Source organism: Streptomyces durocortorensis, from assembly GCF_031760065.1.
In the GTDB taxonomy this organism is placed as follows: Bacteria; Actinomycetota; Actinomycetes; order Streptomycetales; family Streptomycetaceae; genus Streptomyces.
The window spans coordinates 5,063,575-5,079,526 of the sequence record NZ_CP134500.1 but is presented as its reverse complement, the minus strand read 5'-3'; the positions used below and the strand labels follow the sequence as shown (position 1 = coordinate 5,079,526).

At 74.4% G+C, this 15,952-nt stretch carries 12 protein-coding genes; 2 read left to right on the top strand and 10 right to left on the bottom strand.

Going from position 1 to position 15,952, the window contains the following annotated elements; genetic code table 11:
* Positions 1–144: 144 nt before the first annotated feature.
* From RI138_RS22630 to RI138_RS22615, 4 genes are all read right to left on the bottom strand, one after another.
* The gene (locus tag RI138_RS22630; protein WP_311121390.1) at positions 145–1,905 is read right to left on the bottom strand and encodes an ABC transporter ATP-binding protein; all 1,761 of its coding nucleotides are present in this window, start codon (positions 1,903–1,905) and stop codon (positions 145–147) included.
* A gap of 178 nt (positions 1,906–2,083) precedes the next feature.
* Positions 2,084–2,215 (bottom strand): SapB/AmfS family lanthipeptide, encoded by a 132-nt coding sequence (locus tag RI138_RS22625; RefSeq protein WP_096626963.1) that lies wholly within the window; start codon positions 2,213–2,215, stop codon positions 2,084–2,086.
* Between the two features lie 69 nt (positions 2,216–2,284).
* The gene (gene lanKC / locus RI138_RS22620) at positions 2,285–4,909 is read right to left on the bottom strand and encodes a class III lanthionine synthetase LanKC (RefSeq protein WP_311121389.1); all 2,625 of its coding nucleotides are present in this window, start codon (positions 4,907–4,909) and stop codon (positions 2,285–2,287) included.
* Between the two features lie 165 nt (positions 4,910–5,074).
* Positions 5,075–6,052, bottom strand: coding sequence for an ArsR/SmtB family transcription factor (locus RI138_RS22615; RefSeq protein WP_311121388.1), 978 nt, complete (start codon positions 6,050–6,052; stop codon positions 5,075–5,077).
* 81 nt (positions 6,053–6,133) lie between these two features.
* Here RI138_RS22615 and RI138_RS22610 point away from each other — a divergent pair, with 81 nt between their 5' ends.
* On the top strand, positions 6,134–7,414 hold the full coding sequence (locus tag RI138_RS22610) for an MFS transporter (protein ID WP_311121387.1): 1,281 nt from the start codon (positions 6,134–6,136) through the stop codon (positions 7,412–7,414).
* Here the strand turns inward: RI138_RS22610 and RI138_RS22605 are convergent.
* The 5 genes from RI138_RS22605 to RI138_RS22585 form a co-directional block, all read right to left on the bottom strand.
* Positions 7,389–7,892, bottom strand: a complete 504-nt coding sequence (locus tag RI138_RS22605) for a DUF4265 domain-containing protein (protein ID WP_096626961.1) — start codon at positions 7,890–7,892, stop codon at positions 7,389–7,391. The two genes, RI138_RS22610 and RI138_RS22605, sit on opposite strands and share 26 nt — an antisense overlap.
* 300 nt (positions 7,893–8,192) lie before the next feature.
* Entirely contained in the window at positions 8,193–10,409 is a 2,217-nt protein-coding gene (locus RI138_RS22600; RefSeq protein ID WP_311121386.1) for a hypothetical protein, read from the bottom strand.
* A gap of 175 nt (positions 10,410–10,584) precedes the next feature.
* Positions 10,585–11,088 carry a DUF6113 family protein gene (locus RI138_RS22595; protein ID WP_311122982.1) on the bottom strand — a complete coding sequence of 168 codons (504 nt, stop codon included), beginning with the start codon at positions 11,086–11,088 and terminating at the stop codon, positions 10,585–10,587.
* Between the two features lie 86 nt (positions 11,089–11,174).
* On the bottom strand, positions 11,175–12,077 hold the full coding sequence (gene mshB / locus RI138_RS22590; RefSeq protein WP_311121385.1) for an N-acetyl-1-D-myo-inositol-2-amino-2-deoxy-alpha-D-glucopyranoside deacetylase: 903 nt from the start codon (positions 12,075–12,077) through the stop codon (positions 11,175–11,177).
* Between the two features lie 66 nt (positions 12,078–12,143).
* Entirely contained in the window at positions 12,144–12,338 is a 195-nt protein-coding gene (locus tag RI138_RS22585; protein WP_010063247.1) for a hypothetical protein, read from the bottom strand.
* Between the two features lie 177 nt (positions 12,339–12,515).
* Here RI138_RS22585 and RI138_RS22580 point away from each other — a divergent pair, with 177 nt between their 5' ends.
* A complete protein-coding gene (locus RI138_RS22580) occupies positions 12,516–14,642 on the top strand; it encodes a S9 family peptidase (protein ID WP_311121384.1) in 2,127 nt (708 codons plus the stop codon).
* 43 nt (positions 14,643–14,685) lie between these two features.
* Here the strand turns inward: RI138_RS22580 and RI138_RS22575 are convergent, their stop codons facing one another.
* Positions 14,686–15,774 (bottom strand): hypothetical protein, encoded by a 1,089-nt coding sequence (locus RI138_RS22575; protein ID WP_311121383.1) that lies wholly within the window; start codon positions 15,772–15,774, stop codon positions 14,686–14,688.
* Positions 15,775–15,952 lie beyond the last annotated feature (178 nt).

The window sequence follows — 15,952 nt, the reverse complement described above, 5'->3', positions numbered from 1 at the left end:
GCAGGGACCAGCCGGCCAGTCGCAGGGCGACTCCGGTGCGGGCGCGGAGGAAGGGGCGGGCGTCGTGCGTGACGCGGGTGAGGGCGCCGTTGCGGCGAGCGTTGCCCTGGGCCGGTCGGGGTCGTCGGGGTGGCCGAGGTGCCTTCACCGGGTCTCCGCTGCCTGCATCGCTTCGGAGCGCGGCGGGCTCGGCAGCACCTCCGCCGGCTCCGTACGGAAGACCGCCCGGTACTCCGGATCCGCCCACAGCTCCTCGTGCGGGCCCGTCGCCCGGACGCGGCCGTCCTCCAGCCAGAGGACCCGGTCCGCGCGGGCGGCCGAGGAGAGCCGGTGGGCCACGATCACGCGAGTGCAGCGCCCGGCCCGCTCGTCGAGGGCGCGGCGGACGTGGTGCTCGGTGACGGTGTCGAGGCCGGAGAGGGCGTCGTCCAGGATCAGCAGCCGGCCGGGGTGGGCGAACGCGCGGGCCAGGCCGAGCCGTTGGCGTTCGCCGCCGGAGAGCGGGGCGTCGGAGAGCGGGGTGGCGTAGCCGTACGGGAGGAGCCCGACGAACCCGTCGGCGCGGGCGGCCCGGGCGGCGGCCCGTACCGCCTCGGGGTCCGCGGTCCACGGCCCGAAGGCGATCGTGTCCTCGACCGTGGTGCCGGGCAGGGCGGGGCGCGCGAAGGCGTAGGCGACCTCGGGACGCAGGAGGGCGGGGTCCATGGCGGTGAGCGGGACGCCGTCGAGGAGCACGGTCCCGGTGTCCGGGTCCAGGAGCCGTCCAGCGACCGCCGCGAACACCGACTTGCCCGAGCCCGAGCGGCCGACGACGGCCAGCGACGTGCCGCCGGGGACGCTCAGGTGTACGCCGGTGAGCAGCGGCTGCCCGTCCTGGACGACACCGGCGTCCCGGAGTTCGAGGTGGCCCGGGCCGCCGGGGAGCGGGCCCAGCCCCTCGTGCGGCAGCGGGTCCAGAGTGAGGAGCGGGTCCAGGGTGCGGGCGGCGGCCCGGCTGCGGGCGAGAGCGCCGAGGGCTCCGGTGAGGGCGCCGATGCCGACGGCGAGAGCCGCGTACCGGGAGGCGGCGACCAGGTCGCCGACGCCGATCGCGCCCGCGCCGAGGCGGAGTCCGCCGACCGCGAGGACCAGCAGCATGAGGAGGGGCAGCAGGAGGGCGCTCTGGCCGGCGGCCCGCCCGTACACGGTCCAGGTGCGGCGGCCGTGGTCGGCCAGGGCGCCGAGCGGTTCGAGGATGCGGCGGTACTCGCGGGCTCCGGTGCGGGCGGCACGGATGGTGTCGGCGCCGTCGAGGGCCTCGGTGAGGCGGTGGGCGATGACGGACTGAGCACGCTGGTAGTCGGCCCCGGCGTCGGCGGTGCGGCGGGTGAAGGTGCGCAGGAGGGCGACGAGGAGGGGTGCGCCGAGGAGGAAGGCGGCCGCCGTCCAGGGGTCGATGAGGAAGAGGCCGGTGACCGCGCCGAGGGGCAGCAGGACGCCCGCGACGGCTCCGGCGGCGGTGACGGGTGCGGCCGCCGCGTCGGCGGTGCGGGCGGTGAGCCGGGCGGTGAGGTCGCCGGTCGGTACGGCGAGGGCGTCGCGCGGTTCGGCGGCCAGGACCCGGGCGGTGGTGCGGGTGCGCAGGTGGGCGGTGAGCCGGGCCGTGGTGCTGGTGCCGAGCACGGCCGCGCCCGCGTCGAACCCGGTCTCGGCGAGGGTCAGTGCGGCACAGAGCAGCAGCCCGGACCAGGGCACGGGCCCGCCGTCGATGAGCCCGTCGACCGTGTGGCCGAGGGCGGCGGGCAGGGCGAGGGCGGCGAGCGCGCCGCCGGTGGAGCAGAGGAACAGGGCCAGGAGGGCGGCGGGGTGGCGGCGGGCGAGCAGCCGGGGGCCGGATGCGGTCGCGGGGCGGGGTATCAGCCGCACGTGTTCCTGCCTTCCGGCTCGCGGCGGTCGGTCGGCACGTGGTCTCTCTTTCCGGACCCGCGTCGATCGCGTACGGACGTGAGGACGCCGCCGGTCCCGGGCGGACGAACCGCACGGGACCGGCGGGCGGGCCGCCCGGTCCGCCGCTACGTTCACCGGCGGAGCGGGCGGCGAGGCGTCACGGGGTGCAGAGGGTCACGCTCAGCGAGCTGTACTCGCAGACCAGGAGCGAGACCTGGCTGCCCGTCGCGAGCTCACCGAAGGAGTCCTCGGCCGGGGTCTCCATCGCCTGAAGGTCAAGAAGCGCCATGATGGTGTTTCCTTTCTGGGACGGCAACCGGAATTCGTTGCTCCGGCTGGGTGTTGAGCGGTGGTGTTGCTACGACCCCTGAAGGAGCCGGTCCGTGGGGCCGCTCGCGCGGCCGGGGTGGGCCGCCTGTGGAGCGGCGGCGAGGAAGGGAAGCGTGGCGGGCGGGCCCGGTGCGGTGTCCAGCGCACTGCCCAGGGCGAGCAGGCAGCCGGCGGTCCCGGTGGCCAGGTCCATCGACATCCGCATCAACTGTTCGCCGGCGAAGGCGAGTCCGCCCTCGCACGCGAGCGCCTGACCGGCCAGGAGGCGGGTGTGGAGGCGGATCGCCCGCTGCCGGGTCTCCTCGTCGCACAGGGGCGTGGCCGCCAGGTGCAGGAGGAGTCCGGCCGAGCCGCGCAGCAGTCCGGGCTGGACGTAGAAGGCGGAGAGGGCGGCCGGGACCAAGGCTCGGCCCGCGGCCTCCAGCTCCGGGTCGGGGCGGTGGGCCAGGTAGGCGTCGATGACGGCCGCGATGCCGGCGCTGCCCGCTCCGAGGTAGGGCATCAGCCGCTTGCCCTCGACGACGAGGAGTTCGCCGTCGTCGCCCGCCCGGCACCGGTCCAGGTCGCGCCGCAGCGCGGCGGCCGCCAGGTCGAGGAGGGCGGTGTCCCCGGTGGTCCCGTACCGGCGGACCAGCAGCAGGGCGACCCCGCTCGCACCGTGCAGGAGTCCGGTCCGGGGTGAAGGCGGACCGTCGACCAGGGCGCGTGCGGCGAGGGCGGTGCAGCGGCCGGCAGCGGCGGCGAGCGCCGGGCCTTCGGCGGCGGAGGCGGTACGGGCCAGGTCGTCGAGGGCGAGGCCGATACCGGCGTACCCGCTGTGCAGGCCCGGCGTCAGGCCTTCCAGGGGCTGATCCAGGACGATCCGGATGAGGTCGGACGCCTCGGCGGTGCGGCCGATCCGGTTCAGGGTCCAGGCGATGCCGGTGAGTCCGTCGTAGAAGCCGAGGGGGGAGCCGGAGGCCGGGTCCTTGGCCTGCCGCAGCAGCCATTCCTCGGCCGGCTCGACGCGCGGGGCGCCGGTCTCGTGCAGGGCGTAGAGCACTCCGGCCGCCCCGTACGCGAAGGACTGGCCGCCGGTCGCCGTGGCGAACTGGGCGATGTCGCCCGGGAAACATCGGTCCTCGCGGTCGGGCGTACAGGAGGCCGCGATGGCGCGGGCCATCGCGGCGCGGCTCTCGGGCCAGTCACCGGGGGCCGGGGGCAGCGCGGCAGCCGGTTCCGTACCCTGCTGGATCTCCTCCACCGCCGGCCGCAGGCTCTCCTCCGCCACCGGGAACACCCATGCGATCTCGCGGGCGAGACCGGCGGCCTTCGTGCGGTCGACGCCGAAGAGCGTGGTGAGCGGCAGATACAGGGCGAGCCGCAGACAGGCCAGCGCGTACCGGTCGATCTCGGTGCCACGCCGGTCGGGCGGGGCCACGAAAGCCGGGTTGGCTACGATCTGGCGGCGCCGGTCACCGGCCGGGGAGGCGGCCTCGAAGTCCAGGAGGAAGATCCGGGAGGTCTCCTCGTCGACCATGACGTTGCTCATGTGCAGGTCGCTGATGACGATGCCTCGGGCGTGCACGGCCTCGACGGCGCGCTCGACCTTCCCGTACACCTCCTCGGCCCACGCCGCGTGTTCGGCGAGCAGCTCCGGGCCCGGGTCCTGCCGGGCGAGCGGGAAGCGGCGGGCGAAGACGGTGTTGAGGGTGGTGCCCGGCAGGTACTGGAGGACGAGGAAGTGGTGGCCACCGACCTCGAACGCGTCGTGCACCGCCGGTGCGCAGTCCAGTCCCGCCAGTTTCTCCAGCGCGGCCCGCTCCCGCTCCAACCGGGCGACGGCGTCCGCCCCGTCGGCGGCGAGCCCGGCGTAGGGGCGGGCCTCCTTCAGGACGACCTGCTCGCCGGTGCGGGTGTCGCGGCCGAGGTAGACGCCGCCGCCGTTGGAGAAATGGAGCGCCTTCTCGACGGTGTACGGCACATCGCCGAGGCCGACGGCGGCGCGGGCTTCGAGGTGCGGGCGCAGGAAGTCGGGCGGCGTCACCCAGGCCGGTATCCGGAAGGCAGGGCCCCGGTCGTCGGGGACCAGGCGGCCCTGCGGGTCGGCGACGGCGGGCACGGGCCGCCCGTCGGGGCCCGTACAGAAGCGGGCGGCGAACGACCCGTACCGGGTGTGCACCGGACCGTTCCCGCACCGCAGATCGCTGAGGATGTACGGGCCGTGCTCGCCCTCCAGCAGCTTCATCAGCGCGGCGCACACCTCGGGGAACGTGTCCTCGGAGTGCGGGTAGACGGTGATGAACTTGCCGCTCCCCGCCCGGTCCGCGTACTTGGCGTTCCGCAGGTTCAACAGGCCGGGCGACGGTACGCACTTGAAGGGCAGCCGGTGGGCCAGACAGTGTCCGGCGACCCGCTCCAGCACGGATGCGGCGTTGTCGGCGGCGGCCGATATGTGGATCTTCCAGCCCTGGGCCGGCAGCCGGAGCCCGTCCGGGCTGAAGGAGAGCCAGTCGCCGCGCCGGGAGCGGGTCCACCCCTGGGGTGCCGCGCTGCGGACCGGAGCGTAGAACGAGCGGTCCTCGTCACCCTCTCCGAGGGATTCGAGGGAACGGTGGGGGGCGTCGTAGAAGCGGCGGTCCGCCTGGCAGTACGCGGCGTACTCCGGATTCACGACATTCCCCTCGCTCGGTCGTTGCTGACGAGAGAGAAATTGTCACAACGATGAGCATCGCCAATAGTCACCGATGTCACGACTCATACATGCGCACGATCCATGCGGACCGCATCGCCTTCCGGTGACTTCCCAGCTGCGGACGGGGGCGCGCGCGGGGCGCGTTCAGCCGCCCGCACGCACCAGCCCGTCCCCCGCCGACGTACGGAAATAGAGCACGGACCGTCCTGCCCGGCGGCGGCGCACCAGCCCGGCGTCCAGCAGGACCCGCAGGTGGCGCCCGACGGACCCCAGCCCCTGCCCGGTCAGCGCGGTGAGCTGGGTCGTGGACAGCGGCGAGGCCAGCAGGACGAGAACTCCCGCCCGCGCGGGGCCGATCAGCGCTCCGAGCGCCTGCGGTACGGGGGTACGCCCGGTGTCGGCGAGGGCGCCCGCGCACGGGTAGACGACGCCGTAGCGGTGCGGGATGTCCCAGCAGACCCAGCCCACGTCGGCGGTGACGGGGGTGAACACCAGCTGGGCTCCGTCCAGTTCGCGCGGCGGGTTGTCGTACGCGTTGATCTGGAGCCGGCTCTTCCCCAGCCAGCGCATCCCGGGCCGCATCCCGTCGATCGCCTGCGCCCAGCCGCCCCGGCTCAACTGGGCGGCCCTGGCGATCACGTCGGACTCCAGAACCCGGCGCCGGGCGGGCCACTCCGGCAGCACCGCTTGCGTCCACACCCACTCCAGGACGTCGGCGCTGCGGGGGGCCAGGTCGTCCCGGTCCAGTGGGGCGGGCAGCGGTCCGCGCAGGGTCGCGGCGAGATCGGCGCGGGCCTTCTCCGGCGGTGTCGCCCGGACCCGCTCCAGCTCCTGGGCGAAGGTGTCCGGCGGCTGCCCGGCGGGCGGCGGTACGGGGGCGGGGGTGAGGAAATCGGCGTTCCAGCGGGGTGCGAACGCGGCGCGGACGATCCGGGCGGCGAGCGGGTCCTCCGACCGGAACCGCCGGTAGGCGGGCAGCCACCGCTCCAGCCAGGCGCGCTCACGCGGATGCGCGGCGACGGCCCGCTCCAGAGTACGCAGGCTCGCCACGGTCTCGACCAGCGGGGAGACGACGAAGCGGCTGGTGGCGAGGGTGTCGGTGCCGATCTGCCACCAGCCCATGGCCCGCCCTCCTGATCCTCGATGTTTCGCCTGGCCGCGAAAGAGTAACCAGCCCGGAGAGCACGCCCGCACACTCCGCTGATGCGCACCTACCGCGAACTCTTCCGCACCCCGGAGTTCCTCCCCTTCCTCGCGGCCGTCTCCGTGCAGACGGCCGCCCAGACCTCGACCGGCCTGGCGCTCGGCACCCTCGTGTACGCGCGGACGGGCTCGCCGCTGCTGTCGGCGCTGGCGATGTTCGGCCCCTCCCTGGCCCAGCTCGCCGGGGCGCTCACCCTGCTCTCGGCGGCGGACCGGGTGCCGCCGCGCGCCGCGCTGACCGCCCTGGCCCTGCTGTCCGCGCTCGGCGCGTGCGTCCAGGCGGTGCCGGGGCTGCCGCTGTGGGCCGCGTTCGGCGTGCTGCTGGCGTTGGGGGCGGCCGCGTCGCCGGGCGGCGGCGTACGGCATGGACTGCTCAACGAGATCGTTCCGCGCGAGGGGTTCCTGCTCGGCCGCTCCGTGCTGAACATGACGGGCGGCGCGATGCAGATCTGCGGGTTCGCGGTGGGCGGGATGCTGGTGGCCGTGTTCTCCGCGCGCGGCACGCTGCTGGTCGGGGCGGCCCTGTACGTCGTCGCGGCGGCCGTGGCCCGGTTCGGGCTCACCGCCCGGACGCCGCGGTCCACCGGCCGGGCCTCGGTCGGCGAGACCCGGCGGACGAACGCGCGGCTCTGGTCGTCCGTGCCGCGCCGGCATGTGTTCCTCGCACTGTGGGTGCCCAACGGGCTCGTCGTGGGCTGCGAGTCCCTGTACGTCGCCTACGCCCCCGGGCACGCCGGGCTGCTCTTCGCCGGCGGGGCCCTGGGGATGCTGGCCGGGGACGCGCTGGTCGGGCGGTTCGTCACGGTGCGGTGGCGGGCGCGGCTCGGCAGCCCGCTCCGGCTGCTGCTGGCCGCGCCCCACCTCCTCTTCGTCCTGCGCCCGGGGCTGCCGATCGCGCTGGCGGCGGTGGTCCTGGCGAGCGTCGGCTTCGCCGCGAGCCTGCTGCTCCAGGAACGGCTGGTGGCCCTGACGCCGCCGGAGCTGAGCGGTCAGGCCCTCGGGCTGGCCTCCTCGGGGATGCTCGCGATGCAGGGGGTGGGCGCCGCCGTGGCGGGCGCCATCGCCCAGCTGACCTCCCCCGCGACGGGTATGGCGGCGGCCGCGGCGCTCTCGGTGGCGGTGACCCTGGCGCTGGCGCCGGGGCTGCGCACCGCGGCGGGTGAGGACGGGGGCGGACCGCTCGGCGGAGAAGGATCACCGTACGGGCACGTCCCGCTCCCGCCACCCGTACGAAAGGATCACGCGACCGGAGGTGTCACGCCGCCCGCCACGCGTCCGTGACGCACGAGACCTCGAAGTGCCACCAGCCCTCGTCCCGGCCCCGGGCGAGCAGCGCCTTGACCCCCCGCAGGTCCGCCCCGCCCGGCACAGTCAGCGCGACCAGCGGGAACTCGGCGCTGAACACCTCACCCCGCAGCCCGAACCCCGCGAGCCGCTCGTGCACAGCGCGTGCGTCCCGCCCGAGCGGACCCTCCGGCACGGGGAGCACCCGTACGGTGCAGTTGCCCGAGTCCACCACCCGGCCCATGGCCCAGTGCACGCCGTGCTCGTCCGTCCGGAACCGTACGGTCTCGCCCTCGGCGACCCCGTCCTGGAGGAAGGGCACATTGTCCACCCGTGCGGTGTCCGGACCCAGCCGTGTCGCCCACAACCCCTCCGTGTCGTACGGCAACCAGCCCTCGCGAGGCGCGAAGCGGAACCAGATCTTGATCTGGTCGGTTTCGCGGGGCGGGCGTTCCGGTCCGGCAGGGGAACTCATGGCCCCATCGTCCCCCGTACGCCCCGCCCCCGCCTGTCCGGGCCCGCCCGGCGACCGGCCGGAACCGCACCCGCGAGCAGGCAGGACATCAGGTTCTGAGGCCGGGGGCGCCCCGGCCGAACCAGAACCGTCAATTCCCCGGCACACGACACCAGTTGTCAGATTCACCAGTGCCTCATGAGGCTCCTCGCGCACACCTCTTGACGTGTACAGCCGACCTGGGCAAGCGCACGCCGCCCCGCCCGGAGCGGTCCGGGCGGGGACGGCGGATGGTGCCCTCGGCGGCGTACCCGTAGGACGTCAGCCCTGGCCCGTCAGGTCGATGGTGACCGTGCGCTCGGCCGGGGTCTTCCCGGTCAGGGCCGTCTTCATGGCCTGGGCCACGTCGTCCGCGCCGACCTGGCGCTCCTTGCCGTCGGCCTTGACCGCCATGATGCCGTCGAAGACGCCCTCCAGGAGGGTGTCGATCGCCTTCTTGTCGTAGACGTCGACCAGCCGCCCCTCGACGGGCTTCATCGAGAGGATCTGCGGCAGGCTCCTGGCCGGGCCGAACTGGATCTGCTTGGGTCCGGCCTTGATCGTGATCAGGCCGGACATCGCGGGCTCCGCGAACTCCTTCATCGCCCGGTTCAGTTCGGCCTGGGTGATGGTGGGTTCGCTGGTGGTGACGGGCAGTTCGACCAGCTTGGCCTGCCCGGTCTGCACCTGGGCGCGGAAGGCGTCACGGACCGAGATCAGCGACTGGCCGACGTCCAGCGTCTTGCCCGGCTTGCCCGGCACCGCCACGGCCCTGTTCGGCTCGAAGCGGATCGTGGCGTCGGCGGCGGACCCGGAGGCGCCCGCCAGGTCGGTCAGGGCCACGCCGAGCTTCTCCTCGTCGACCGGGATCACCGGGGCGGCGGGGCGCTCCCCGCCGAACAGCGAACCGATCACCGAGACCGGGTTGTAGTCGCTGCCCGCCGCGCCGCGCACGGTCTCCTGGCTGTCCAGGGTGAGACCGGCCTTTGCGGGGTCGAGCTTCTCCTCCTTGCCGTCCACCGACAGCTGGAGCGGCGTCCGGGCCCGCTCGCCGAGTGCGGCTTCGAGCTTGGTGACCGCCTCCTCCTTGGTGCCGCCGCCGATGTCGACTCCGAGCACCGTGGTGCCCTTGGGGACCTCGGAGTGGTTCAGCAGGAGGCCCGCCCCGTAGGCGATCCCGAGCAGCACGACCGCGGCCACACCGAGAAGGACCAGCTTCGAGCGGCCCTTCTTCGCGGGGGCGGGAGCAGGGGCGGGAGCAGGGGCGGACTGCGCCGCCGGACGGGGTGCGGCGGGCCCGGGTGCGGGGACACCGGGTCCCCCCGGCCCGCCGGGCCCGCCCGCCGCCGGGCCGCCGAGGCCGTCCGGCCGGTCCGGGAACGGCGAGCGGGGCTCGCTGGGTACGACCGGGATGCCGCTGGTCAGCGTGTCGCCCGAGACATGGCCGCCGGGGCCGGGCTCGGGCGCCGGGGCCTGCGGCGTGAGGATCGCGGTGTCGTCGGACATCCGGGGCGGTACGCCGCCGGGATGGCCCGGGACCATCGGGCCTGGGCCGCCGAGGCCCGGGATGCCGCTGAGGTTCGGGGTCAGCGATGAGGTGCCGGTGACCGGGCCCGTGGTGGGGCCGGACGGGCCGGGTGTCCGCGCACCGAGGTCGGGGGTGGGCAGCGGACCGCCGCCGGGGGGCTCCGCGCCGTACCCGTCGAGCGCGCTGCGGCGGGGTGCGCCGGGGGCACCCGGGCCACCGCCGGGCTGCGGGGCGTCCGAGAAATACGGCAGGTCGGGGCGCGAGGGACCCGGGCCACCGCCGGGACCGGACGCGCCGGGCGCGCCAGGACCGCCCGCACCCGGACCGGAGCCGAGGCCACCCGCTCCCGGGCCACCCGGGCCGGAGCCGCCCGGACCGCCCGAAGCGCCCCCCGTGGCGGAAGAGGCGCCACCGGCCGTGCCGGGGCCCTGCGTGGCCACGCCCTGCGGCGGGGTCGGTGCCTTGCGCGGGGCGAACCAGTCGCTGCCGCTCTTCTCCCGGGCCGGCTTCTCCGCGGGCGCCGGGTCGGCCGTCGCGCCGCCGTCCCGGGACCGGTCGGCCGTCGCGCTGCTGTCCGGAGCGGACGGGCCGTACGCACGGTCCGCACCGCCCGCGCGGTCCGCCGGTGCGGGTGCCGCCGACGGCGTGCCGGGGCGCGGTGTGCTGCCGGTGCGCTCCGTGTCGGGGCCGCCCGTGGCGATGTCGCTCTCGGCCATCGGCGTACGCATCACGACCGGTGGGATGGGGCGCGACCCGGGGATGTTGATCCGGATGCGCGTCGTCAGCGTCGTCTCGGTCCTCGGTTCCTCGGGCCGGGGCGGATCCACGGATTCCGGGGTGTCGTCCGAGCCGTCCTGCGACGGGTGCAGCGACGGATACTGGCGGGATCCGTACGGCGGCGTACCCGATGGGTACGCGGCCCCACCGCGCCCCTGGGGCCCGGACGACGAACTGTCAGTTTCACGACTCAAAGCAGGTTCTCCCGATTGGCTCCGCCGCCCGTACTTCCCCCATGCCGCAGGCCAGGGGACGGCTCGGCGCGCGCACCACCATACTGGCCGCCGCCGTCGGACACTCCGCGACCGGGGGAAACCTCCACCCGTGCATCACACCTGTGGGGGTTGTCCCGGTCCCGGACTTGGCACTTCAGACGCCGGACCGGGCGTTGCGGGTGGCTGATTGCGGCACTTTTGACGTGGTGGCGCACATCACAGCGACGGCGGTGCCGCCGAGCATGAAGAGCACCAGGCCGAGTTCGTCGCCGAAGACGTAGTCGCCTTCCGGCCGCCCGCTCAGCAGAAGGAACACCGTGATGAACCAGCCGACCGCGGGCGCGAGTGCGCCGATCTGGGTGCCGGTCAGGATGCGGCCGCCGTAGAAGAGGCCCCCGGAGCCCGCCAGCGCGATGATCAACCCGGCCGGGAACCAGGCGGCTTGGACGAGCGTTCCGGCGAGCGCGACGAGGACGCCGAGCACGGCCAGGCCGAAGTAGCCCGCGATCCGGGCCGGGTTCGGCCGGGCGGTGAACGCGGAAGGCTCGGGGGCCCTCGGCGGGGCGCTGGTCCGCGGGGCACGGGAGGCGCCTGCCCGATCGCGGCCCTTGCCCGGGTTGCCGCCTGTTCCACCCCCCTTGCCGGGGTTCGCGCTCATGCCGTCACCCTTGCTACCGCTACCGCTCGCGCCACCGCCCTTGCCGGGGTTCGCGCCCTTGCCGCCGCCGTTACCCGGGTTGCCGCTCATGCCGCACCCCCCGTCGCGTCCGGCAGGCCCGCGAACAGATCGCTCTCGCGGGCGCCCGGGGGCGCCCCCGGGACTCCCCGCACCAGCTGGTACCACTCGGTCGTCAGCAGGGGCTGACCCAGGTCGTTGGAGAGGGCGAAGAAGAGACCGTCCACCACGATCTGGGTGGCATGGGCGCGCATCGCCGCCGACTTCGCCCCGGCGTACGCCGATCCGTCGATCTCCGCGGTGATCTCGTCGCCCGCGACCACTCCCGGGACGTCGTCCACGGCCGCGATGCCCGGGAAGGCGTCCGGCGCCGTGGTGCGCAGCCGGTCGAAGGCGGCCTCGACCACGGGGCGCTCCACCCGGTTCCAGTAGATCTTCGCGACGGTGTGCGGGGCGCCGGTGCCGTGCGCCGGGTCGGCGGCCAGGTCGGCGGCGCGCATCGCGACCCGGTGGGCCTGGATGTGGTCGGGGTGGCCGTAGCCGCCGTCGGGGTCGTAGGTGACCAGGACCTGGGGACGGATCTCGCGGATCACCTCGACGAGGTGGGCGGCCGCCTCGTCCACGGGGGTGGACCAGAAGGAGCCGGGGCGGCCGTTCTGCTCGGCGCCCATCATTCCGGAGTCCCGGTAGCGGCCCGCGCCGCCGAGGAAGCGGTGGTCGGTGACGCCGAGCTCCTTCATCGCCGCGGCCAGCTCGCCGACCCGGTGGGGGCCGAGGACGTCGTCCCGGTCGGCGGCGAGGCGGGCGAGGGCGGGCGGGATGACCTCGCCCTCCTCGCCGAGCGTGCAGGTGACCAGGGTGACGTGGGCGCCCTCGGCCGCATACCTGGCCATGGTGGCGCCGTTGTTGATCGACTCGTCGTCCGGGTGCGCGTGCACCAGCAGCAGACGGCGGGCGGGAAGGTCCTTCATGGGGACCACCCTACGAGCCCGGAGACCCCCCGTGCCCCCGCGCCCGTACCCCGTGCCCGCCCCGGGTCAGAACTTGATGCTGCTGATCATCCCCGCCACGTTGGTCGTCAGGTCGGAGATGGTCGGCGCGATGGACGAGCTCGCGATGTAGAACCCGAGCAGCATGCAGACCACCGCGTGCCCCCCCTTGAGCCCGGATTTCCGGATCAGCAGGAAGACGATGATCGCCAGCAGCACTACCGCCGAAATCGAGAGCGCCACGGCGGTTCACCTCCATCAGTACGGTCGGGACGGGCGGCACACGCGGAGCCAGCGGGTTCATACCCACCGAGCGCTACGGATCATAACTATCCGTGCCAACGCATTGATCGGGGCATTGCAGCACGAGGGGCGCACGAACCGCGCCACGCGGCCGAGTTCGGAGCTAAGTTCGGAGCCATGACCTCGCAGAAGCTGTCCTTTCCCCGCCAGCACGCACGGACCCAGCGGTTCACTCTCGGCGCACCTCGCGCCTTCACCGTCTCACCGGACGAGACACGCGTGATCTTCCTGCGGTCCGCCTCCGGCACCGACCGGACCACCCGCCTCTGGGTGCTCGACCCGGCGACCGGTGAGGAGCGGATCGCCGCCGATCCCGAAGTCCTGCTGGGCGGTTCGGCGGAGAAGCTGTCGCCGCAGGAGCGGGCCCGGCGCGAGCGGACCCGGGAGGGTTCGGCGGGCATCGTCTCCTACGCGGTCGACCGGGCCGCGGAGTTGGCGGCCTTCGCCCTGTCCGGAAAGGTGTACGTGGCCGAGCTGCGGGCCGGGACCGCGCGGGCGCTGCCGGTGCCGGGGCCGGTGATCGACCCGCGCCCCTCGCCCGACGGGCGGCACATCGCGTACGTGGCGAAGGGCGCGCTGCGGGTCGTCGGGGCGCAGGGCGAAGGCGACCGGCCACTGGCCGAGCCGGAGGACTCCCACGTCACCTACGGCCTGGCGGAGTTCGTCGCAGCCGAGGAGATGCACCGCTACCGGGGCTTCTGGTGGTCGCCGGAGTCGGACCGGCTGCTGGTGGCGCGGGCCGACGACAGCCCCGTACAGCGGTGGTGGATCGCCGATCCGGCGCACCCGGAGCGCAAGCCCGCGGAGGTCGCCTATCCGGCGGCGGGGACGCCCAATGCCGAGGTGCGGCTCTTCGTCATGGACCTGGAGGGGGCTCGTACGGAAGTGGTCTGGGACCGGGCCGCGTTCCCGTACCTGGCCCAGGTGCACTGGTCCTCCGCGGGTGCTCCGCTGCTGCTGGTGCAGACCCGCGACCAGCGCGCTCAGCGGTATCTGGCGGTGAATCCGGAGACCGGCGCGACCCGGATCGTGCATGTGGACGAGGACCCGGTGTGGCTGGATCTCTTCCCCGGGGTACCCGCGTGGGCACCGGACGGGCGGCTGGTACGGATCGCGGACGAGGGCGGTGCGCGGGTGCTCGCGGTCGGCGACCGGCTGCTGACCGGCTCCCAGCTGCATGTCCAGTCGGTGCTGGACATCGGGGAGTCCGACATCCTGGTCTCGGCGGTGGCCGGTGAGGACGCCGTCGAGCCGGAGGTCGGGCAGATCCATGTGTACCGGGTCAACGAGCTGGGAATCGAGCGGATTTCCGAAGGGGTGGGTGTGCACTCCGCCGTCCGCTCGGGCGGTCTGACCGTGGTGGTCTCGGCCGTCCCCGAGGAGCCAGGAGCCGCCGCGTGGGTGCTGCGGGACGGCAAGCGGCTGGCCCGGATCGCGAGCTTCGCCCAGGATCCGGTTCTCTCCGCCGTCGTGACGCTCACCGAGGGGGGCGCACGGCGGATTCCGTGCGCCGTGCTACTTCCCACGGGCTACCGGGAATCGGATGGTCCGCTTCCGGTCCTGATGGATCCGTACGGCGGTCCGCACGGCCGCCGGGTGGTCGCCGCCCACAACGCGCACCTGACCTCGCAGTGGTTCGCGGACCAGGGCTTCGCGGTGGTCGTCGCGGACGGGCGGGGCGCGCCGGGCCGCTCGCCCGCCTGGGAGAAAGCGGTGCGGGACGACTTCACCCTTACCCTGGACGACCAGATCGAGGCGCTCCGGGCGCTCGCCGAGCGGTTCCCGCTCGATCTGTCCCGGGTCGCCATCCGGGGCTGGTCGTACGGGGGTTACCTCTCCGGCCTCGCGGTGCTGCGCCGCCCCGACGTCTTCCACGCGGCCGTGGTGGGCGCTCCGGTGACGGACTGGCGGCTGTACGACACCCACTACACCGAGCGCTATCTCGGAGACCCGTCGAAGCAGCCCGAGGTGTACGCGTCCAATGCGCTGGTCACCGACGAGGGGCTGTCCGAGCCCGCCGAGCAGCTCCGCCCGATGATGATCGTCCACGGGCTCGCCGACGACAACGTGGTCGTCGCGCACGCCCTGCGGCTGTCCTCGGCGCTGCTGTCGGCCGGGCGGCCGCACGAGGTGCTGCCGCTGAGCGGGGTGACGCACATGACGCCGCAGGAGCAGGTCGCGGAGAACCTGCTCCTGCTTCAGGTGGACTTCCTCAAGCGCTCGCTGGGGCTGACCGGAAGCTGAGGCCTCGGCACCCCGCCCGCCTCTCCCTCACCGGCTCGCCGGCTCACCAGCGGGGCGGCGAGGAGGGCGGGGGTCCGAAGCCACCGCCCTGCGGAGGTCCGGATACGGGCGGGTGCCCGGGGGCGGGCGGGTAGCCCTGCGCTCCCGGCCCGCCGGGGGCCTGAGCGCCCCAGGGCCCCGGCGGGCCCCAGCCACCGCCCCAGGAGTTCGGGCCGCCCCACGGGCCCGTGGCTCCGCCGGGGGACCGCTCGACACCCTTGCGGGCGAGGACGATGATCACGGCGATGCCGGCGAGGAGCGAGGTGACGAAGCTCAGCAGGTTCAGCTGCCCCTCGATGTCCATGCCGGCGAACCCGTCGAACATGTCGAAGTGGATCGCGCGCGCCACGCCCAGCACGCCGGAGCAGAGCGCGAACCCGCCCGCGATCAGGCCGAGCGGTCGCGCGTTGACCGCTCCCGCGACCGCTCCGACGGCCGCCGCCAGGAACATCAGGACGAGCACCGCGTTGACCCACCCGGGCGGCCCCTCGGTCAGCGGGGTGTGCAGGGGCCTCCCGCCGATGAACCACGCGGGATAGAGGTTGGACGGATAGACGAACGGCTGCCGGATCTCCCAGCCGGCGAAGACCACGGCCTGGAAACCGAGGAGCAGGAGAGCGGCCACCCCCGCCCCGCGCCCAGGACCCAGGGGACGCACCCCGCCCTCGGGGGCGGGGCGGCGGCCGGCGGCCCCGGCGACGATCAGGCCGACGGAGGCGGCGAGCGCCGCGTACGTGGTGAGCAGAGCCCGGTCGCGCAGGTCCTCCGGGGCCAGGGCGTCGCCCACCGTCCAGACACCGGGCAGCCGCAGCGCGAAGGTGACGATCCCGGTGACGACCAGGACCGAAGCGGCGGCGGTGGAACGCAGCGCGGCCACGGCGGCCGCGATGTAGGCCACCAGCAGGACGAAGGTGGTCGACGTGGTGGCGGGCCGCAGGCCTGTCCGCAGGTCGGCGGTGCCCGACCAGTACTCCCACACGGCCACGGGCCCGTCGGCGGCCCGCACGTCCCGCACGATCCAGGCCAGGGCCATCAGTGCCAGCACCGCGCACAGAACGGCGCCGGTGATTCTCGCTCCCCGTGTAAGTGTCACCCGGCGATACTCCACCGCCCCGAACGAATGAACAAGGTGACAACGAATCAGCAGGTCGACGCGGGCAACGGGGGGGGCGACGGGAAACCGGCCGGGGCGACAGGACGACGCTCCGGCCGGTTCACGGCACCCGCACGGCCGTACGCTGTACAGCATGGAGCGTTCGTATATCGGTGTG

Bases quoted from the DNA above. Each gene is read 5' to 3' on its own strand.
- RI138_RS22625 (WP_096626963.1), bottom strand. From the start codon at position 2,215: ATGGCGCTTCTTGACCTTCAGGCGATGGAGACCCCGGCCGAGGACTCC.
- RI138_RS22615 (WP_311121388.1), bottom strand. From the start codon at position 6,052: ATGGGCTGGTGGCAGATCGGCACCGACACCCTCGCCACCAGCCGCTTC.
- RI138_RS22610 (WP_311121387.1), top strand. From the start codon at position 6,134: ATGCGCACCTACCGCGAACTCTTCCGCACCCCGGAGTTCCTCCCCTTC.
- RI138_RS22605 (WP_096626961.1), bottom strand. From the start codon at position 7,892: ATGAGTTCCCCTGCCGGACCGGAACGCCCGCCCCGCGAAACCGACCAG.
- RI138_RS22595 (WP_311122982.1), bottom strand. From the start codon at position 11,088: ATGAGCGCGAACCCCGGCAAGGGGGGTGGAACAGGCGGCAACCCGGGC.
- mshB (WP_311121385.1), bottom strand. From the start codon at position 12,077: ATGAAGGACCTTCCCGCCCGCCGTCTGCTGCTGGTGCACGCGCACCCG.
- RI138_RS22580 (WP_311121384.1), top strand. From the start codon at position 12,516: ATGACCTCGCAGAAGCTGTCCTTTCCCCGCCAGCACGCACGGACCCAG.